Below are 19,072 nucleotides of genomic sequence, written 5' to 3' on the forward strand. Positions count from 1 at the left end.
GTGTGGTCACCTCGTGCGGGTTGGGGGGCGCGGCCGCCCCCCCCCGTCCGGGGGTTTCACCCCCGGACCCCCAGGATATTTGGAGCAATTGGAAGATGGGGGCCTCGGCCCGGTCCGATGCCGATTGTCCTGACACGCCATCCGGAGGTGAGCAATGGGTGCGTATATTCTCAAACGCCTGATTTCGGCGATCCCGGTGCTGCTCGGGATCACTGTGATCGTGTTCCTGATCATGGCAATGATCCCGGGCGATCCGGCGACGGCCATCCTCGGCAGCTACGCGACGCCGGACAACGTGGCCAAGATCAACCGGGACCTCGGTTTGGACAAGCCTCTGGTGGCACGATACTTCATCTGGCTCGGCAACATGCTGACCGGGGATTTCGGCCGCTCGTTCAGCCTCAACAGGCCGGTGCTGGACGAGATCCTCGAGCGGTTCTCCGCCACGCTGGTGCTTGCCGGGACGGCCTTTGTCCTCTGCTCCGTGCTGGGCATCCTTGCCGGTGTGGTCTCCGCCGCGCGCCAGTACAGCTGGGCCGACAAGGCCATCACCTTCACGGTGCTGATCGGCATCTCCGTCCCGTCCTTCTTCCTCGGCATGATGATGATCCTGCTCTTCGCGGTGAACCTCAAATGGCTGCCGGTCTCCGGCATGTACGCGATCTACGGCGGTGGCGACCTGCCCGATCTGGCAAAACACCTCGTCATGCCGGCGCTGGCATTGGCCGCCGTGGCCACTGGCGTTGTCGCACGGCTCTCGCGCTCCGCCATGCTCGAAGTCCTCAGGCAGGATTTCATCCGCACCGCCCGCGCCAAGGGAGTGCCGGAACGGCGCGTGCTCTATGGCCATGCCCTCAGGGCCGCCATGGTCAGCATCATCCCGGTGCTGGGCATCCAGGCGGGGTTCGTGCTCTCCGGCGCGGTCTATATCGAGATGGTCTTCCAGTGGCCCGGTGTCGGGCGGATGCTCGTCGATGCGATCCTGAAACGCGACATCCTGCTGGTGCAGGGCGGCGTTGTCTTCGTCGCGGCCTGCTATGTGCTGTTCAACATCGCGGTGGACGTGGCGCAGAGCCTGCTCGACCCGAGGATCAAGACATGAGCTTCCTGCGTCTCCTCTTCCGCAACCGCCTGGCCGCGCTCGGCGCCGTGGTGCTCGCCGTCATCCTCCTGCTGGCCATCGTCACGCCGCTGCTGCCGCTGGCCGACCCGGACGTGACCGACACCGCGAACAAGTTCGCCCTGCCCTTCGCCGAGGCGGGCCTCCTCGGCACGGATCACCTTGGCCGCGACCTCCTCGCCCGCCTGCTTTACGGCACCCGCCTCAGCCTTGCGGTCGGCATTGCCGCCGCCGTCATCGCCGCCACCATCGGCAGCGCCATCGGCATCATCGCGGGCTACTACGGCGGACGCACCGACAACATCATCATGCGCATCGTGGACATGCTGATGGCCTTTCCCTACATCCTGCTGGCCCTCGCCATCGTCGCCGCCCTTGGCCCCGGCCTGATGAACGCGCTCATCGCCGTGGCCGCCGTCAATGTCCCGTTCTTTGCCCGCAACATCCGCGGCGTGACCGTGTCCCTGGCCGGCCGCGAGTTCGTCGATGCGGCGCGGCTGGCGGGCATGGGCAACACCCGGATCATCCTGTCGGAAGTCCTGCCCAACGTGCTTCCTGTCATCGTCATCGCCATGTCCACCACCGTCGGCTGGATGATCCTCGAAACCGCGGGCCTCTCCTTCCTCGGTCTCGGCTCGCAGCCGCCGCAGGCCGACCTCGGCTCCATGCTGGGCGAGGCCCGTGCCGCGATGATCCGCGCGCCGCACACCTCCATCGTGCCCGGCGTGATGATCTTCCTCATCGTCATGAGCGTGAACCTGCTGGGTGACGGCGTGCGCGACGCGCTCGACCCACGGCTGAAATCCGGGGCGCTCAGCCGCCCGCTGGCCACCACCCGCGTCGACCGGCGAGGCCCGGTACCGAACGCCCCGTCAAAGGGCCTGCTCGACATCCAGGAGCTGGAGACCCAGTTCCACGTCGGCCCGCGCGTCTACCTCGCCGTCGGCGGGGTCTCCCTGCACGTCAAACCGGGCGAATGCCTCGGCGTGATCGGCGAGAGCGGCTCGGGCAAATCCGTCACCGCGCTCTCCGTCATGGGCCTCGTCGCCTCGCCCCCCGGGGTGATCACCGGCGGCGCGGTGCGCTATGACGGGCAGGACCTGCTTGCGGCCTCCTACAGGGACCTGCGCAGGAAGCGCGGCGAGAATGTCGCCTATATCTTCCAGGACCCGCTCGCCACGCTGCACCCGCTCTACCGTGTCGGCGACCAGTTGATCGAAGCCATCTCCTCCCACCACAGGATCGGCAAGGCGGAAGGCCGGGCCCGCGCCCTAGACCTCCTGAAATCCGTCCGCATTCCGAACCCGGAAAGCCGGCTGAACGGTTTCCCGCACGAGATGTCCGGCGGCATGCGCCAGCGGGTCGGCATCGCCATGGCGCTGGCCAACGATCCCGATGTCATCATCGCCGACGAGCCGACCACGGCGCTCGACGTGACGGTGCAGGCGCAGATCCTCTCCCTGCTGAACGACCTCAGACGCGAGCGCGGGCTTGCCATCCTCTTCATCACCCACGACTTCGGCGTGGTGGCGCAACTCTGCGACCGGGTGGCGGTGATGTACGCGGGCCGCATCGTCGAGGAAGGGCCGACCGAGGCGGTGCTCGACGCCCCCGCGCACCCCTACACCAAACGCCTCATCGCCTGCGTGCCGGAACTCGGCGGCGGGCGGCGCGAACTGGCGGCGATCCCCGGCCTGCCGCCGGTGGTGGACAAGCTGCCCGACGGCTGCGCCTTTGCTCCGCGCTGCGACAAGGCGCAGGACGCCTGCACACGCGGCGAGATCGCGCTCGACGGCACGGGCCCCCGCGCCGTGCGCTGCCTCTTCCCCGAGGAGACCCTGACATGAAAGCCCTCTCGGTAGACGACCTCTCCAAGACCTTCCCGGTCAAGTCCGGCCTCTTCTCCAAAGCCCGCGCCGGTGTGCGCGCCGTGCGCCCCATGACCTTCGACGTGGACAAGGGCGAGACCCTCGGCATCGTCGGCGAAAGCGGCTGTGGCAAATCCACCCTCGCCCGGATGCTCGTCGGCCTTCTGCCGCCCACCACCGGCGGCATCGAGATCGCCGGAAAGGCCCTCGACAACGCCGACCCGGCAGCCTTCGGCAAGCTGATCCAATACGTGTTTCAGGACCCGATCAGCAGCCTGAACCCGCGGAAGACCATCCAGCAGATCATGGAAGCGCCGCTGAAACGGCTGCACGGCATGGGCAAGACCCAGCGCGATGCGCGGATCGCGGAAATCTTCGCCTCGGTGAACCTGCGCGAGGAATTTCTCACCCGCTACCCGCATGAATTCTCCGGCGGCCAGGCACAGCGCATCGGCATTGCCCGGGCGCTGGCCGCCGCGCCGGAAATCATCATCCTCGACGAGCCGGTCTCCGCCCTCGACGTCTCGGTGCAGGCGCAGGTCCTCAACCTGCTCGCGCGGCTCAAGGAGGAATTCGGCCTCACCTACCTCTTCATCAGCCACGACCTCGCGGTGGTAGAAGCGGTCTCGACCCGCGTCATGGTGCTCTACTTCGGTTCCGTGGTGGAGATCGGCCGCGCCGAGACCATCTTCAACGCGCCGAAACACCCCTACACCCGCCTGCTGGCCACCAGTGCCCCGGTTGTCGGCCGCCCCTTGACGCCGCCGGAGCAAAAAGGCACGGAACTGCCCGACCCGCTGAACCCGCCGCCGGGCTGCGCCTTTGCCTCGCGGTGCCCGAAGGCGACCGAGATCTGCCGCACGGAAACACCCCTGCTGGTCACCAGAGGAGAAGATCAGCTTGCTGCCTGTCACCATCCGCTCGAATCCTGACGCCCGGCTCAGCCGCCCGGCCCAGGTGGCCGAGGCGATCAAGGACTGGGTCGTCTCCGAAGGGCTGCGCGCTGGTGACCGCCTGCCCGGCGAGACCGAGTTGATCGCGCGTTTCGGCATGGCCAAGGGCACCATCCGCGAGGCCATGCGCATCCTCGAAGCGCAAGGCCTGATCAAGACGCGCACGGGCCCCGGCGGCGGCAGCTTCGTGCACGAGGTCAGCCGCGAAAGGGCCAAGGCGCTGCTCGGCAACTACTTCTACTTCAAGGACCTGACCATCGACGACATCTACCGAATGCGCGTCATCCTCGAGCCGGAAATGGTCGCGGACCTCGCGGGCAAGCTGTCCGAGGACACCCTCGCCATGCTCGAAGCCAACACCACCGCCTACGAGACACCCGCGCAATCGCCGGACGAGGAGCGCGAACAGCACATCGCCTCGCTGCGCTTCCACGCCATCCTCGCCGAACAGGTCGACAACCCGCTGCTGAGCTTCATCCTCGGCTTCATGGTCAAGCTGCTGTCGGACCTCACGGTCTACCGCCGCCTCTACGCGCCGCACAACGACGAACTCCGCGCCCGCGGCACCGATTATCAGAAACGGCTGATCGTTGCTTTACGGGAGGGCGACGCAGGCGCCGCGCGGGCGATCATGAAAGGCCACATGGACACCGCATGGTCGCTGATGCGCGGCCAGGAAGCCGAAATGGCGCGGCGCTTCATCTCGGAGTGACCCCCAGCTCTTCTTTGGTCCCCAAATACCTCTGGGGCTCCGGGGCAAAGCCCCGCTTGAAAATTTTGCGAAGACAAAATTTTCCCCCGCCTCAGTCGAGCCGCACCGCCGGACCCGACGCCTGTTCCGCACTGGAGAAACCAATCTCGTGCAGCCCGTAATACGCGCCGACGGCAATCAGCACCGCCGCCGCGAACCCTGCCAACATCGCCTTCATCCACCCGTTCCTTTCATTGCGTCGCCTCCTTCAGGAAGGCAATCAGATCCGCCCGGTCCTGCGCCTTCGCGATCACCTGCATCGGCATCTTCGATCCCGGAATGTAGTGATCCGGGCCGGTCTCGAACAGGGCGTCGATGGTCTCGTCCGTCCATTTGAAGCCGAGGCCCGCCACCGTCTCCGAGTAGACATAGCCCGGCACGCTACCGGCGTCCCGCCCGAACACGCCGTGCAGCGAAGGCCCGGCCTTCCGCGACGGCCCCGGCTCCAGCGCGTGGCAGATCGAGCACTTGCGCATGAACTGCCGCTCGCCGTTGCCCATCTCCTGCGGATCACGCAGGAAGCTGCGTTTCCCGTCGATCCCCGGCTCGAATTCATCGAGCAAAGCCACCGGCCAGCCATAGACCACGTCGTCCAGCCCCCCGGCCCAGATCGTCCCGCCATCGGTCGAAAACGCCAAAGCCCAGACCGGCCCCTGCCGCGTCGCCCGGAAATCCCGGGATATGCGCCACTCCGCGGTATCCACCACCATGATGTACCCCTCGCCGTCCCCCACGGCGAGCTGCCCCGTCCCGGCGTGATACGCCAGCGCAAGGATCGGCCGCCGGTCCAGCGTGAAATCGGCGACCTCCATCCCGTCGCGTCGCAGCACGCGCGTGCCGCCATCCACCGCGCCATAGGCGATCCAGTCCGGGGTGACCACGATCTCGTTCACGCCAAAGCCGTGCTGCACCAGAGGCAGAGCGTCGCCCGTCGCCAGATCATACCGCAGGAGCGCCCCCGTCGTCGTCCCGGCCAGCAGCCCGTCAGTGCCATCGAAGGCCACCACGTTCACCCCACCCGGTGCATCGAGCCGCGCGAGGGCGTCCTGCGGCACCGCGCCGTTCAGAGGCCAGAGGCCGATTGTTCCGTCCCAGCTGGCACTCGCGACGAGACCCAGCGGCTCCGAGACCGCAAGGTCCATCACCTTGCCCTTGTGCTGTCCCAGTACCCTCCCCGCATCGCCGTTCCAGACCCGCACGGTGAAATCGTCCCCCGCCGACACCATCCCGTCGGGGGCAAAGGCCACCGCATTCACCGCCGCCTCGTGCCCGTCGAGCCAGCGCGGCGCACGTCCGGACCACAGCCCGACCGCATTGTCGAAACTCGCCGTCGCCACCTGCCCGGCTTCGGACACCGCGATGTCCATGATCGGGCCGCCGTGGCCTTTCAAGGTAGTGAACTCCTGCGCCGCGACACCATCGGCGCAGGTCAGGGCAAGGGCAAGGACCAGCCCCCGCATCCCGCTACTCCGCCGGGGTGGCGCTGCCTTCGGGGGCCTTGGCCGCATCCTCTTTGACCTTGTCGTACCAGATCGAATGGTGCTGATGCGCCCAGGCCTCGTCGACCTCGCCCGAGCCCATGGCGTCGAAGGCGCCCTCCATGCCGATGGAGCCGATGTAGATATGCGCCAGGATGATCGCCATCATCACGAAGGCGACGATGGCATGCCACAGCTGCGCCAGCTGCATCTCCTCCTGCGGCGCAAGCGCCGTCGGAAGGGGCGCCATGTCGACCCAGCCGGGCACGCCGATGTCGTTCAGCACCGCGAAGGTCTTGGCAAAGAGCGGCAGCTCGAACGGAAAGAGCAGCGACAGCCCGGAGACCGAGAGCGAGGCCCCAAGCAGGACAACGGACCAGAAGATGATCTTCTGCCCGCCGTTGAACTTCTTCGCCGGCGGGTGCTTGTTGCCGATGATCCCGCCCGCCTGCGCGAACCACTTGAGGTCGGTCTTGTCCGGAATGTTGTGCCAGACCCAGAGCACGAAGACGAGCACCAGCCCGAGCATGAAGGCCCAGGCGATGTTGTTGTGGATCATCTTGGAGACCACCAGCAGCTGCGCGTTGGCCTCCTTGCCCAGATAGGGCGCGATATACATCCGGCCGAACAGCGTCAGCAGGCCGGTGATCCCGAGCAGGACGAAGGACCCCGCGAGCAGCCAGTGCGAGAAGCGCTCGAAGGCCTGAAAGCGGGTGACGGTGCGGCCGGTCTTCTCGCCGTCGATGCGGATGCGCCCGCGCAACAGGAAGAACACGGCCAGCAATACGATGGTACCGAGCAACAGCCAGCCACCGTAGGTCGCCAAAGGCCCCTGCCGGAAGTGATACCAGGCCATGCCGCCGTCCTGCACGAGCACCTTGCCCACGTCGCCCTGGGTGGTGACGGTCACGTCGGCCTTGTTGTATCGCAGTGCCCGCCAGAGGTCCGGGTCCGAAGACGTGCCCAAGGGGGCGAGGTTCGGCGGCGGCACCGCATCGCCGCCCACGTTATCGGAGCGGAAGCTGTCATCCACCGGAAGCCCCTGCTGGCGGCGCAGGATATCCTCCAGCGTCTGCGCGCCGCCGGTGGCGGAGCGGTCGACCGGGCTGATGACCGTCGCCGGATCGGTGAACACGTCCTGGGCCTGTGCGCCCATCGGAAGGGTCAGCAGGAGGACGGAAAGGAGGAGCGGAAGAAGGCGCAGCATGGGGAAGCTCCGGCATGTCGGGAGGACCGCGCCCCCGGAAGGAAGCGCGGGTCTTTCAAGGGGAATGCGGGGCAAAGCCCCGCCCTACAGGAGTGTAGTGCGCGGGGCGGGGTTATCGACCCCGCCCCACCCGAAGGGCGTCAGCCGCCCTTCTGATCGTAGGCCGTGCCCCAGCCCCAGGCGCCGGAGCCGAAGCCCCGCGCCACGACGCGCTCGCGATAGACGGCGGAGACCACGTCCCCGTCGCCCGCCAGCAGCGCCTTGGTCGAGCACATCTCGGCGCAGATCGGCAGCTTGCCTTCCGCGATCCGGTTGCGGCCGTACTTGGCGAACTCGGCGGTGGAGTTGTTCTCCTCCGGGCCACCGGCACAGAAGGTGCACTTGTCCATCTTGCCGCGCGAGCCGAAGTTGCCCGCCTGCGGGTACTGCGGCGCGCCGAAGGGGCACGCGTAGAAGCAGTAGCCGCAGCCGATGCACAGGTCCTTGGAGTGCAGGACGACGCCTTCCTCGTTCTGGTAGAAGCAGTCCACCGGGCAGACGGCCATGCAGGGCGCGTCCGAACAGTGCATGCAGGCCACCGAGATCGAGCGCTCGCCGGGCATGCCGTCCTGGATCGTCACCACGCGGCGGCGGTTGATCCCCCAGGGCACCTCGTGCTCGTTCTTGCAGGCGGTGACGCAGGCGTTGCATTCGATGCAGCGCTCGGCGTCGCAGAGAAATTTAGCTCTAGCCATTCTGTCTTCTCCTTATGCCGGCATGATCTTGCAGAGGGTGGCCTTGGTCTCCTGCATCTGCGTGACGGAGTCGTAGCCATAGGTCTGCGCGGTGTTGGTGCTCTCGCCCAGCACGATCGGATCGGCCCCGTCCGGGTACTTGGACCGCTGGTCCTCGCCCTGGAAATGGCCGCCGAAGTGGAAGGGCATGAAGGCCACGCCCGTGCCCACCCGTTCGGTGACCATGGCCTTGACCTTGACCTTGCCGCCCTCCGGCCCCTCGACCCAGCACATCGAGCCGTCCCGCACGCCGAGGTTGTTGGCGTCGCGCGGGTTGATCTCGATGAACATGTCCTGCTGCAGTTCGGCCAGCCAGGGGTTGGAGCGCGTCTCGTCGCCCCCGCCCTCGTATTCGACCAGGCGACCGGAGGTCAGGATGATCGGATAGTCCTGGCTGAAGTCGTTCTTCTGGATCGACGCATAGAGCGTCGGAACCCGCCAGAACGTCTTGTCCTCGTAGGTCGGATAATCCGCAACGAGGTCGCGCCGGTTGGTGTAGAGCGGTTCGCGGTGTACCGGGACCGGATCCGGGAAGGTCCAGACCACGGCCCGCGCCTTGGCGTTGCCGAAGGGGGCGCAGCCATGCTTGATCGCGACGCGCTGGATGCCGCCCGACAGGTCGGTCTTCCAGTTGACGCCGCCGATCTTCTCCTGCCAATCGGAAGGATAGGGCCCTTGCTGGTCCTGCTCGCCAACCTCGGCGCCTTCGCCGGTGCGGTTGCCATCGGCGTCACGGTAGCCCGCGACATATTCGATGGACGCCCGCTCTTCCGGGGTCAGGTCGCCGTCCCAGCCGAGATCCTGCAGCATCTGCATGGTGAACTCGGGGTAGCCGTCCTGGATCTCGGAGCCCACGGAATAGACCCCGTCCGCAAGAAGGTTGTCGCCATCCCGCTCCACGCCGAAGCGCGCGCGGAAGGTGAGGCCACCCTCGGCCACCGGCATCGACATGTCATAGAGGTTGGCGGTGCCCGGGTGCTTCATCTCGGGCGTACCCCAGCAGGGCCACGGCATCCCGTAGAAGTCGCCATCGGCGGGGCCACCCACGGCGCGCAGCGTGGTGCGGTCGAAGGTGTGCTGGTTCTCCATGTGCAGCTTCAGCCGTTCCGGGCTTTGCCCGGTGTAGCCCACCGTCCACATGCCGCGGTTGAACTCGCGGGTCAGGTCCTCGACGTTCGGCTCACCATTCTCCACCGCGATGTTGCGGAAGAGGCGGTCGGCAAAGCCGAACTTCTCCGCGAACTTCGCCATGATGACGTGATCCGGCAGCGACTCGAACAGCGGGTCGACCACCTGCTCGCGCCACTGGATCGAGCGGTTGGAGGCGGTCACCGAACCGCGGGTCTCGAACTGGGTCGAGGCCGGCAGCAGGTAGACGCCATCGGTGCGGTCATGCAGCACGGCGGAGACGGTCGGATACGGGTCCACCACGACAAGCATGTCGAGCTTCTCCATCGCGCCCTTCATCTCGACCATGCGGGTCTGCGAGTTGGGGGCGTGCCCCCAGAGCACCATGGCCCGGGTGTTGTCCGGCTGTTCGAGGTTCTCCTTCTTCTCGAGGACGCCGTCGATCCAGCGCGACACCGGGATGCCGGTGAGCTCCATCATCGCCTTGTCCTTGCCGTCCTTGCCTTTCATCGTGGCAAAGCGGCCCTTGAGCCAGTCGAGATCCTCTTCCCAGACCCGCGCCCAGTGGGCCCAGGAGCCCGCCGTCAGGCCGTAGTAGCCCGGCAGCGTATCGGCGAGGACGCCGAGGTCCGTGGCGCCCTGCACGTTGTCATGGCCGCGGAAGATGTTGGTGCCGCCACCGGCGGTGCCCATGTTCCCAAGCGCCAGCTGCAGGATGCAATAGGCCCGGGTGTTGTTGTTGCCGTTGGTGTGCTGCGTGCCGCCCATGCACCAGATCACGGTGCCCGGACGGTTGTTCGCCAGCGTGCGGGCGACGCGCTCCAGCTGCGAGCCCGGCGTGCCGGTGACGCGCTCGACCTCCTCGGGGGTCCACTTCGCGACCTCCTCGCGGATCTGGTCCATCCCCCAGACACGGGTGCGGATGAACTCGCGGTCCTCCCAGCCGTTCTCGAAGATGTGCCACAGGATGCCCCAGACCAGCGCCACGTCCGAACCGGGACGGAACCGCACGTACTCATCCGCGTGCGCGGCGGTGCGGGTAAAGCGCGGATCGCAGACGATCAGCGGCGCGTTGTTCTGCTCCTTGGCCCGCAGGACGTGCAGCAGGGAGACCGGGTGCGCCTCGGCGGGGTTGCCCCCGATGATGAAGATCGCCCGGCTGTTGTGGATGTCGTTGTACGAGTTGGTCATGGCGCCGTAGCCCCATGTGTTCGCAACCCCCGCAACGGTCGTCGAGTGGCAGATCCGCGCCTGGTGATCGACGTTGTTCGTGCCCCAGTAGGCGGCGAACTTGCGGAACAGGTAGGCCTGTTCATTGGAATGCTTGGCGGAGCCGAGCCAGTAGACGCTGTCCGGGCCGCTTTCTTCCCGGATCTTCATCATGCCGTCACCGATCTCGTTGATCGCCTGATCCCAGCTGATGCGCTTCCACTCGCCGCCCTCTTTCTTCATCGGGTACTTGAGGCGGCGCTCGCCGTGGGCGTGCTCGCGGACCGAGGCGCCCTTGGCGCAATGCGCCCCGAGGTTGAACGGGCTGTCCCAGCCGGGCTCCTGCCCGATCCAGACGCCGTCCGAGACCTCCGCGATCACGGTGCAGCCCACGGAACAGTGGGTGCAGACGGATTTCCTGAGTTCCACGGCCGCCTTTCCGGCGGCCTGTGCGCTGGCCTGCTGCACGGTGCCGCCCGTCGCGGCAATCGCCGCGAGGCCCCCGATGGCAAGGCCCGAGCCGCGCAGGAACGCGCGGCGGTCGACCGAAGCGTTCGCCGCCTCGGAAAGGATACTTGTCCGCTGGGGGCGTCGCGCAACCCCGTTGGTCTTTTTCCTGAGCATGGTTTCATCCTCCCCTGACACCGCCGGAGCATGCCACTCCGAAGCGCCTGGATGTTTCTTTGGCCTTTGGCAGTCGGGCGTCACGCAACCAGTCGCCGCAGGCTTTCGGCACGTCCGGGCTCATCCCCGGGCGCCCCGCAGGCGTGTCAGAAGCGCACGCTCTCGAGATAGGCGCGGGTGTGCGCCGTGTCCTGCATCTTGTCCGATGTCAGGTCCGGCTCCGCCGCCTCAGCGGCACCGCCGGAAGTCGCCACCGCCACCGCCGCAATCGGCGCCGTGGTCGCGGCAACTTTCAGAAAGTCACGGCGCGTGGCCCCGTCTTTCTTCTCCATGAGAGTCCTCCTCTCTCTGTTCGGACGGAAACGCCGCCCGGTCGTGCCCCGCCGGTTGCCCGGACAAGGCGGTGAACGTCACGTGCCGCTCAGGCGGAAGGCTTCCGCCTCGATTGCCACGAACAGCTTTCCGATGGTGCCGACCGGCGCGTAGAACACCGAGTTCTTCGCCCCTTCGAGATCGGAAAAGAAGTGACCGGCCCAAGGTCCGATATGCCGGTTAAAGAAGTCTTTCTGCTGGCCCAGCGTCGCGGGTGCGCCGAACCGCCCGACGATCATCGCGCCCATCATCTCCATCAGGCTCGCGATATTGTCCTCCGGCTCGAAGGTGTTCTCCGCCCGCGCCAGCCCCCGCGCCGTCATGTCCTGCCGCAGCAGCGCCAGCGGTTTCTCGTTCAGGAACCCGGTCAGGTAATAGCTCGCATAGGGCAGAAGCTCGCCGCGCCCGAGCCCGATGAACAGCCGGTTGTACTCGCTCTCCACCGTGGCGGGCCGCGTCAGCCGTGCCATCTTCGCCAACGTCGTGATCGCCTGGCCAAGCTCGCTGTCATCCCCGCTCAGCCCGGCGGTCTGATCGAGCAGGCCGCGATCCGGCGGCCGCGCGAGAATCACGCCCATGTAATTGTAGAGATCCGCGCGCAGGCGATCCTCCTCGGGAATCGCGGTCTGTCGGGCGCTGGCTGTCATCTCGGGCCTTTCCTCCGTGGCGCGGCTCATGTCGTCTCGGGTGCATCGAACCGGAACCGCATCCGCCGCGCGGTGCGCGCGGGTTCGTGATCAGCCTCGGCGACGGCCTCGGGCACGTCGGCATCCCCGTCGGGAGACCGCGGCGCGGTGTCGGCAACCGATGATTCTGGTATGCGGTCCGCCTCTGCCGGTGGCTCTTCGGCCTCTTCTCGCTTGGCGGGGACTTCTCCCAATATCTGTGCAGATTGCCCGGTTTCTCCTGTTTCGTCAAGAAGATGCGCCAGCATCCCCTTGCCCACCTGGTACACGGTCTGCACCGGGGGAAAGCCGCCCGCCGGGGTTGTGTAATCGTCGTCGTAGTCGTTCAGACCGTCGAGGTTCGCCAGCACCGGGTTCAGCGTCCAGAGCCGCCGCAGCGCCCGCCGCTTCAGCCGTTGCGGCAATTGCTCGGTCAGGAACCGCTTGATCAGGTCGGGATCGTCCACGGCCTCCGGCTCCGGCAGGCCAAGCTCCGCGAGAAGCTCCTCGTCCGGCCGATCCTGCAGCGCCTGCTCCCGCGCCGCCTGCTCCCGCAGGGCCACCGCCTCGGCATCCGCCTTTGCTTCGGCCTCCACAGCCGCCTTGCGCCTGGCCCAGAAGCCCTCCGCCATCACCGGTTCCCCCCGCAATCGCGGACGCAACACCGGGTCCCACTATTGGTGCGATGGCTCATGCTCTTTCTCCGCAATCGCGGACGCAAAACCGGTTCCCACTTTTGCTGCGATCGCTCATGCTCTTTCTCCGCAATCGCGGACGCAAAACCGGTTCCCACTTTTGCTGCGATCGCTCATTGCAGTCTCCGCTTCTTCAGCGTCGGCGAAGCATAGACATCCGCCGCCGTCCCGATGCGCGGATCGCCGATTCCGTCCTCCTTGAGGTCGATCCGGTCCTTCCGCCGCTGCCGCTTCACGAAGACCTCCTCCTCGTGGAACCTGTCCACGAAGGCCCGGACCCAGGCCGCCAGCCCCGGCGGCATCGGAACCTTCTCGACGATGTCCTCGCCACTGTCGGTGTAATCCTGCGCCTCGTAGGGCGAGGCGGTCACCAGCACCATGGAGAGCGGGCAATCGCCCGTCCCTTCCTTGCGCATCACAACATAGATGCTCGGCTCCGCCGCGCTCAGCCCGTGCAGGTAGGCCTCGGTCTCGGCCCCATGCAACTCCAGCGTCAGGGTGGCGGCGTGGTACTCCACGACCTCGCCCTCCTGCCGCAGCACCCGCCAGTCCGCGTCCGGTGCGCCCGGCACGACCGCCACGGCCTTCCACGCGTGCTTTGCCCAGCGGGTCACCCCGGGCGAGCGCCGCAGAACGATCCCGAGAGGCATGGTCTGATACATGGCCGGATTGTGATACACGCGTGCGGGTCCCTGACGATCTCGACTTGTCCGACATCCTGCGAAACCGGTCCGACAGACGTCAAGCCCGGTGACGACACATCTATGCGATGGAGGTATGCCGTTGCATGCGCCGACCATCTTTGATCACATGGTCAATAACAAGCACAAAGCCGCGACCGATACCTTTGGATGGGTCGCGAGAATCGGGGAAGTTCATGCCGACACGGATCATCACCTGCACCTGCGAAGGCTCGCAATCCATCGACGCGGACGCGCTCTCCCGCGCCCTCGGCGTCGAGGTGGCCGCGCCGTGCCACGCGCTCTGCATGGGCAACGTCGAGGCCGCCGCCGCGGCGATCGGCACCGGCGACGCGCTGCTGTGCTGCACCCAGGAACAGCGCCTGTTCGAAGCCCTCGCAGACGAACTGGGTGCCGAGATCCCGGGCTTCACCGACCTGCGCGACCGCGCCGGATGGAGCGATCAGGGCGCGGACGCGACGCCCAAGATGGCCGCCCTGCTGGCCGACGCCCTGCTCCCCGCCAGCCCGGGCAAGACGCTCGACGTGGTGAGCGAGGGGCTCTGCCTGATCCTCGGTGCACCGGACGTGGCGCTGCCCGCGGCGGAGGCCCTGAAGGATCACCTCGGCGTGACGGTCCTGCTGGAGCGCGCCGAGGACCTGCCGCTGACCCGGGCCTACGACGTGGTTGTCGGACAGCTGCGCTCCGCGACCGGGGCGCTCGGCGGCTTTTCCCTGCGCATCGACGCCCTGCAGATGCTGCAACCCGGCGGACGCGGCGGCTTTGCCCTGTCGGAGCCGCGCGACGGCGGGCGCACGGAGTGCGACATCCTCCTCGACCTGCGCGGCGCGGCGCCCCTGTTCTCCGCCCACGAGAAACGCGAGGGCTACCTGCGCGCCGACCCGAAATCGCCCGGGGCGGTGTCCGCCGCGATCCTCGCCGCCTCGCACCTCACCGGCACCTTCGAAAAGCCGCTCTTCGTCCGGATGGAACCCACCATCTGCGCCCACAGCCGCGCCGAACAGACCGGCTGCACCCGCTGCCTCGACCTCTGCCCCACCGGCGCGATCACCCCCGCAGGCGAGCACGTCACCGTCGATCCGATGATCTGCGCCGGCTGCGGCGCGTGCTCGGCGGCCTGCCCTTCCGGCGCGATCTCTTATGATGCGCCTCCCGTGGACCTGACCATGCGCCGGGTGCAGACCCTGGCGAAGACCTTCACCGAGGCGGGCGGCACCGTCCCGCGCCTGCTGGTGACGACAGAACACGGCTCGGAGATGATCCGCCTCGCCGCCCGCTTCGGCCGCGGCCTGCCCGCCGATGTGATCCCGCTGGAGGTGCCCGCGCTCAACCTCTTCGGCCATGCGGAAATGACCGCCGCCCTCTCCGCCGGCTTCGCCTCCGTCGCGCTGGTGCCCTCCCCCGGCACGGACCGGGACGCACTGGCCTTCCAGACCGCCCTGACAGAGGCCATAGGCGGCCCCGGCACGGCGGTGGTGCTTGACCTCACCGACCCGGAGGCCCTTTCGGAGGCACTTTACACGCAAACCGCTCCGCAGCCTTGCGCGAAACCCGTCCGCCCCATGGGCACCCGCCGCCAGATCACCCGGCAGGCCGCCCGCGCCCTGCACCCGGATCACGGCACCCTGCCGCTGCCCGAAGACGCCCCCTACGGCGCTGTGCTGGTGGATACACAGGCCTGTACGCTCTGCCTCAGCTGCGTCTCCCTCTGCCCCTCCGGTGCCTTGGGCGACAACCCGGACCGCCCGCAACTGCTGTTCCAGGAGGACGCCTGCCTGCAATGCGGCCTCTGCGCCAATATCTGCCCCGAGACGGCCATTACGCTGGAACCACGCCTCGACCTCTCCGACGCGGCGCTGTCCCAGCGCGTGCTGCACGAGGAAGAGCCCTTCGCCTGCATCGAATGCGGCGCATTGTTCGGCGTGAAATCCACCATCGACCGGATCACGGAGAAACTGGCGTCACATTCCATGTTCGCAGGAGGCGAGAAACTGCGGCTGATCCAGATGTGCGACACATGCCGGATCACTGCGCAGTACCATTCCGAGGACAACCCGTTCAAAGGCCCCGACCGGCCGAAACCGCGGTCGACGGACGATTACCTGAACTGAAAAGGCTCTGCTCGAGGGATTTCGACTCGCTCCAGCGCCTTCGGCGCCTGCGCGAGCCGACGAGCGCCCGCTGCGCGGGCGCGTCCGGGGCTCTGCCCCGTACCCCGAGGGTATTTGTGGACCAAAGAAGACGAGGCTCGCGCTCAGGATTTCTCTGGTCTTCAAATACCTCTATCCACCGCCTGCCTACCGCGCGGCGCCCGCGGACGTGTGGCAAGGGGGTTCGGGGGCGGAGCCCCCGCCGGTCGGATCGCAAGAGCGCCGAAGGCGCATGATGCGATCCGAAACACGTCAGCCCTGACGGGTCTCGCGAATGATTCTGAGGATATCCTGCGCCGCATCCGGGATGTTCGTCCCCGGGCCGAAGATCGCCTTCACGCCCGCCTTGTACAGGAACTCGTAATCCTGCTGCGGGATCACCCCGCCGCAGATCACGATGATGTCCCCCGCGCCCTGCGCCTTCAGTTCCTCGACCAGTTGCGGCGCCAGCGTCTTGTGCCCGGCCGCCTGCGACGAGATCCCGATCACATGCACGTCGTTGTCGATCGCATCCTGTGCCGCCTCCGCGGGCGTCTGGAACAGCGGACCCACGTCCACGTCGAATCCGATGTCGGCAAAGGCCGTCGCGATCACCTTCGCGCCGCGGTCGTGGCCGTCCTGGCCCATCTTGACCACCAGCATCCGCGGCCGGCGCCCTTCGTCCTCGGCGAAATCCTCCACCGCCTTCTGGATCGCGGCAAAGCCCGCGTCGCCCTCGTAGGCCGCGCCGTAGACGCCGGCCAGGGTCTTCACCTCGGCGCGGTGCCGCCCGAATTCCTTTTCCATCGCCATGCTGATCTCTCCAACAGAGGCCCGGGCCCGCGCTGCCTCCACAGCCGCCTCGAGCAGGTTCCCCCCTTCCTTCGCCCGCCGCGACAGCTCGTCCAGAGCCGCCTGGCAGACCGCTTCGTCCCGCGTCGCCCGCATCTTCTCCAACCGCGCCACCTGCGCCTCGCGCACCTTGGCATTGTCGATGTCGAGGATGTCGAGCGCGTCCTCCTTCGCCAGACGGTACTTGTTCACGCCCACGATCACATCCGTGCCCCGGTCGATGTCCGCCTGCCGCCGTGCCGCCGTCTCCTCGATCCGCAGCTTCGGCATGCCGCTCTCGACGGCGCGGGTCATGCCGCCCATCTCGTCGACCTCCTCGATGATCTTCCAGGCCGCCTCGGCCAGATCATGCGTCAGTTTTTCGACGTAGTAGGACCCCGCCAGCGGATCGACCACCTTGGTCACGCCGGTCTCCTCCTGCAGGATGAGTTGCGTGTTCCGCGCGATCCGCGCCGAGAATTCCGTCGGCAGGGCAATCGCCTCGTCCAAGGCATTCGTGTGCAGTGACTGTGTGCCGCCCAGCACCGCGCTCATCGCCTCATAGGCGGTGCGGATCACGTTGTTGTACGGGTCCTGCTCGGTCAGCGACACGCCGGAGGTCTGGCAGTGCGTGCGCAGCATCTTCGAGCGGTCGTTCTTCGCGCCAAGATCGGTCATGATCCGGTGCCAGAGCATCCGCGCCGCCCGCAACTTCGCCACCTCCATGAAGAAATTCTTGCCAATCGCGAAGAAGAACGACAGGCGCCCGGCGAACTTGTCCACGTCCATCCCGGCGTCCATCGCCGTCTTCACGTATTCCTTGCCATCCGCAAGCGTGAACGCGAGCTCCTGCACGAGGTTCGCACCCGCCTCCTGCATGTGGTAGCCGGAAATCGAGATGGAGTTGAACTTCGGCATCTCGTTCGAGGTGTACTCGATGATGTCCGCGATGATCCGCATCGAAGGCGCGGGCGGGTAGATATAGGTGTTGCGGACCATGAACTCCTTGAGAATGTCGTTCTGGATGGTCCCCGAGAGCACGGCGCGGTCGTGGCCCTGCTCCTCGCCGGTCACGATGAAATTCGCCAGCACCGGGATCACCGCGCCGTTCATCGTCATCGAGACGGAGACCTGATCGAGCGGAATGCCGTCGAAGAGGATCTTCATGTCCTCGACGCTGTCGATGGCCACACCGGCCTTGCCCACATCACCCACAACGCGCGGATGGTCGCTGTCATAGCCGCGGTGCGTGGCGAGGTCGAAGGCCACCGAGACCCCCTGCTGACCCGCCGCCAGCGCCTTGCGATAGAACGCATTCGATTCCTCGGCGGTCGAAAACCCCGCATACTGCCGGATCGTCCAGGGCCGCCCGGCGTACATCGTCGCCTTCACGCCCCGCGTGAACGGCGCAATCCCGGGCAGCGAGCCCATGTGCGGCAGCCCGTCCACGTCCTCGGCCGTGTAGAGCGGCTTGACCGGGATGCCTTCCAGCGTGTCCCAGGTCAGCGTATCGACGGATTTCCCCCGCAGCTCCTTCTCAGCGAGTTGGCGCCAGTCGTCGCGATTGTCTTTCATGTCGTCGTCCTCTCTTGTCGGGGCCCGCGACCAGCGTGTTCGCCGTTTTCGCGGGCTCAGGGTCCTCTGTCAGTCGGGCCAGACCGTCCGCCCCGGCCCTCAGCCAGAACAGATCGTCGGCATAGGCCTCGCGCAGCCGCGTGGCCTGGTCGTCGGTGAAGGGCATCCAGCGGCCGGTTCCGGCGGGCAGTTGCCCCGGGTCCTCGCCGCGCTCGTCCAGCAGCACCCGCAGTTGCGGCAGCGTCGGACGCTTGTTCAGCCAATAGTCATCGTGTACCGCCGCGAGAGGCCATTTGCGCCCGGTCATTTGTGCGAACAGCAGGTCCGGGCGAGGGCCGAAGGTCTCGAAGGGCGAAACGAGGATCTCGCTCTCCGGGCAGGCGCAGGCCAGATCGGCAATCACATGCCGCCAGCTGCGCGGCGACAGGCTGATCGCCTCGAGCAGCGCCTCGGACGGCAGGGAGCCGCCACGGGGCATCAGGTAGGCGAGGTTGGACGCCCACCATTGCTCCAGCGCGCGGATCTGCACGATCACCCGTTTCACCGGGAAGAAACTGGCGTGCAGCCGCGCGATGCGGATGCCCACGTCCGGATACAGCGCTTTTGCCCGCAGGCACTTGCGCGGCGTGCCCATCATGTTCTCGTCCGAGACGATCAGCACCCGCGCCCCGCGCCGCGCCGCGCCGTTCAGGTTCAGCTTCACCCGGCCCGCGCCGCGCCGCGCCTGCGCCGGGCTTTCCGGATCGTCGGCGATGCCATGCAGCAACCCCTTGCGCGTGCGCCCCGGCCCCCAGTAGCCAAACCCGTGCGCGGCCAGGGCGGTCGCATGGCTGCGCATGCAGTGCTGGAAACTGGTGGTGGCGGTGCGATGCGCGCCGATATGCAAGATGACGTCCATGGGCCTGCCCGTGCGCCATCCGCGCCGGACCCCCATGATCCGGCCGGCAGCGGCACCGCGGGATGATGCGCCGGTCCGTCTCACTGTGGGGTTAA

16 protein-coding genes are annotated in these 19,072 nt (G+C 67.1%); 5 read left to right on the forward strand and 11 right to left on the reverse strand.

The window, feature by feature from the left end; genetic code table 11:
- The first annotated feature begins 154 nt into the window (after positions 1-154).
- Genes ACP159_RS09545 through ACP159_RS09560 form a run of 4 tightly spaced genes read left to right on the forward strand, consistent with a single transcriptional unit; the run spans position 155 to position 4,653 of the window.
- A complete protein-coding gene (locus tag ACP159_RS09545) occupies positions 155-1,102 on the forward strand; it encodes an ABC transporter permease (protein ID WP_425099447.1) in 948 nt (315 codons plus the stop codon).
- A complete protein-coding gene (locus ACP159_RS09550; RefSeq protein ID WP_425099448.1) occupies positions 1,099-2,967 on the forward strand; it encodes a dipeptide/oligopeptide/nickel ABC transporter permease/ATP-binding protein in 1,869 nt (622 codons plus the stop codon). The genes ACP159_RS09545 and ACP159_RS09550 overlap by 4 nt, the downstream gene beginning before the upstream one ends.
- Positions 2,964-3,920: an ABC transporter ATP-binding protein gene (locus tag ACP159_RS09555; RefSeq protein WP_425099449.1), complete on the forward strand. Its 957-nt coding sequence runs from the start codon at positions 2,964-2,966 to the stop codon at positions 3,918-3,920. The genes ACP159_RS09550 and ACP159_RS09555 overlap by 4 nt, the downstream gene beginning before the upstream one ends.
- Complete coding sequence (locus ACP159_RS09560) at positions 3,889-4,653, forward strand: FadR/GntR family transcriptional regulator (protein ID WP_425099450.1); 765 nt, start codon at positions 3,889-3,891, stop codon at positions 4,651-4,653. The genes ACP159_RS09555 and ACP159_RS09560 overlap by 32 nt, the downstream gene beginning before the upstream one ends.
- Positions 4,654-4,744: 91 nt before the next feature.
- On the opposite strand, the gene ACP159_RS09565 is transcribed toward ACP159_RS09560, so the two are convergent.
- The 9 genes from ACP159_RS09565 to ACP159_RS09605 form a co-directional block, all read right to left on the reverse strand.
- Entirely contained in the window at positions 4,745-4,870 is a 126-nt protein-coding gene (locus tag ACP159_RS09565) for a hypothetical protein (protein WP_425099451.1), read from the reverse strand.
- 13 nt (positions 4,871-4,883) lie between these two features.
- Positions 4,884-6,152: a c-type cytochrome gene (locus tag ACP159_RS09570; protein WP_425099452.1), complete on the reverse strand. Its 1,269-nt coding sequence runs from the start codon at positions 6,150-6,152 to the stop codon at positions 4,884-4,886.
- A gap of 4 nt (positions 6,153-6,156) precedes the next feature.
- Positions 6,157-7,377, reverse strand: a complete 1,221-nt coding sequence (locus tag ACP159_RS09575; RefSeq protein WP_425099453.1) for a formate dehydrogenase subunit gamma — start codon at positions 7,375-7,377, stop codon at positions 6,157-6,159.
- A gap of 140 nt (positions 7,378-7,517) precedes the next feature.
- Positions 7,518-8,111: a formate dehydrogenase FDH3 subunit beta gene (gene fdh3B / locus ACP159_RS09580; RefSeq protein ID WP_425099454.1), complete on the reverse strand. Its 594-nt coding sequence runs from the start codon at positions 8,109-8,111 to the stop codon at positions 7,518-7,520.
- Positions 8,112-8,123: 12 nt separating this feature from the next.
- On the reverse strand, positions 8,124-11,111 hold the full coding sequence (locus tag ACP159_RS09585; RefSeq protein ID WP_425099455.1) for a formate dehydrogenase subunit alpha: 2,988 nt from the start codon (positions 11,109-11,111) through the stop codon (positions 8,124-8,126).
- 146 nt (positions 11,112-11,257) lie between these two features.
- Positions 11,258-11,443 (reverse strand): twin-arginine translocation pathway signal protein, encoded by a 186-nt coding sequence (locus ACP159_RS09590; RefSeq protein WP_425099456.1) that lies wholly within the window; start codon positions 11,441-11,443, stop codon positions 11,258-11,260.
- Positions 11,444-11,521: 78 nt separating this feature from the next.
- Positions 11,522-12,130: a TorD/DmsD family molecular chaperone gene (locus ACP159_RS09595; protein ID WP_425099678.1), complete on the reverse strand. Its 609-nt coding sequence runs from the start codon at positions 12,128-12,130 to the stop codon at positions 11,522-11,524.
- Between the two features lie 26 nt (positions 12,131-12,156).
- Positions 12,157-12,780: a DUF3306 domain-containing protein gene (locus tag ACP159_RS09600; protein ID WP_425099457.1), complete on the reverse strand. Its 624-nt coding sequence runs from the start codon at positions 12,778-12,780 to the stop codon at positions 12,157-12,159.
- A 176-nt stretch (positions 12,781-12,956) separates the two neighbouring features.
- Complete coding sequence (locus ACP159_RS09605) at positions 12,957-13,493, reverse strand: DUF3305 domain-containing protein (RefSeq protein WP_425099679.1); 537 nt, start codon at positions 13,491-13,493, stop codon at positions 12,957-12,959.
- Positions 13,494-13,720: 227 nt separating this feature from the next.
- On the opposite strand from ACP159_RS09605, the gene ACP159_RS09610 reads away from it, so the two are divergent.
- Entirely contained in the window at positions 13,721-15,655 is a 1,935-nt protein-coding gene (locus ACP159_RS09610; RefSeq protein WP_425099458.1) for a 4Fe-4S binding protein, read from the forward strand.
- A gap of 291 nt (positions 15,656-15,946) precedes the next feature.
- On the opposite strand, the gene scpA is transcribed toward ACP159_RS09610, so the two are convergent.
- On the reverse strand, positions 15,947-18,079 hold the full coding sequence (gene scpA / locus ACP159_RS09615; protein ID WP_425099459.1) for a methylmalonyl-CoA mutase: 2,133 nt from the start codon (positions 18,077-18,079) through the stop codon (positions 15,947-15,949).
- Positions 18,042-18,977, reverse strand: a complete 936-nt coding sequence (locus ACP159_RS09620; protein ID WP_425099460.1) for a hypothetical protein — start codon at positions 18,975-18,977, stop codon at positions 18,042-18,044. Before ACP159_RS09620 ends, scpA begins: the two co-directional genes overlap by 38 nt.
- Positions 18,978-19,072 lie beyond the last annotated feature (95 nt).

This window comes from Tropicibacter sp. S64 (assembly GCF_049803835.1).
Classification (GTDB): Bacteria; Pseudomonadota; Alphaproteobacteria; order Rhodobacterales; family Rhodobacteraceae; genus Pacificoceanicola.

Excerpts from the sequence above, each read along its gene's own strand:
- ACP159_RS09565 (WP_425099451.1), bottom strand. The coding sequence starts at position 4,870 with ATGAAGGCGATGTTGGCAGGGTTCGCGGCGGCGGTGCTGATTGCCGTC.
- scpA (WP_425099459.1), bottom strand. The coding sequence starts at position 18,079 with ATGAAAGACAATCGCGACGACTGGCGCCAACTCGCTGAGAAGGAGCTG.
- ACP159_RS09550 (WP_425099448.1), top strand. The coding sequence starts at position 1,099 with ATGAGCTTCCTGCGTCTCCTCTTCCGCAACCGCCTGGCCGCGCTCGGC.
- ACP159_RS09545 (WP_425099447.1), top strand. The coding sequence starts at position 155 with ATGGGTGCGTATATTCTCAAACGCCTGATTTCGGCGATCCCGGTGCTG.
- ACP159_RS09585 (WP_425099455.1), bottom strand. The coding sequence starts at position 11,111 with ATGCTCAGGAAAAAGACCAACGGGGTTGCGCGACGCCCCCAGCGGACA.
- ACP159_RS09555 (WP_425099449.1), top strand. The coding sequence starts at position 2,964 with ATGAAAGCCCTCTCGGTAGACGACCTCTCCAAGACCTTCCCGGTCAAG.
- ACP159_RS09590 (WP_425099456.1), bottom strand. The coding sequence starts at position 11,443 with ATGGAGAAGAAAGACGGGGCCACGCGCCGTGACTTTCTGAAAGTTGCC.
- ACP159_RS09605 (WP_425099679.1), bottom strand. The coding sequence starts at position 13,493 with ATGCCTCTCGGGATCGTTCTGCGGCGCTCGCCCGGGGTGACCCGCTGG.
- ACP159_RS09600 (WP_425099457.1), bottom strand. The coding sequence starts at position 12,780 with ATGGCGGAGGGCTTCTGGGCCAGGCGCAAGGCGGCTGTGGAGGCCGAA.
- ACP159_RS09570 (WP_425099452.1), bottom strand. The coding sequence starts at position 6,152 with ATGCGGGGGCTGGTCCTTGCCCTTGCCCTGACCTGCGCCGATGGTGTC.
- ACP159_RS09610 (WP_425099458.1), top strand. The coding sequence starts at position 13,721 with ATGCCGACACGGATCATCACCTGCACCTGCGAAGGCTCGCAATCCATC.
- ACP159_RS09620 (WP_425099460.1), bottom strand. The coding sequence starts at position 18,977 with ATGGACGTCATCTTGCATATCGGCGCGCATCGCACCGCCACCACCAGT.
- fdh3B (WP_425099454.1), bottom strand. The coding sequence starts at position 8,111 with ATGGCTAGAGCTAAATTTCTCTGCGACGCCGAGCGCTGCATCGAATGC.
- ACP159_RS09595 (WP_425099678.1), bottom strand. The coding sequence starts at position 12,130 with ATGACAGCCAGCGCCCGACAGACCGCGATTCCCGAGGAGGATCGCCTG.
- ACP159_RS09575 (WP_425099453.1), bottom strand. The coding sequence starts at position 7,377 with ATGCTGCGCCTTCTTCCGCTCCTCCTTTCCGTCCTCCTGCTGACCCTT.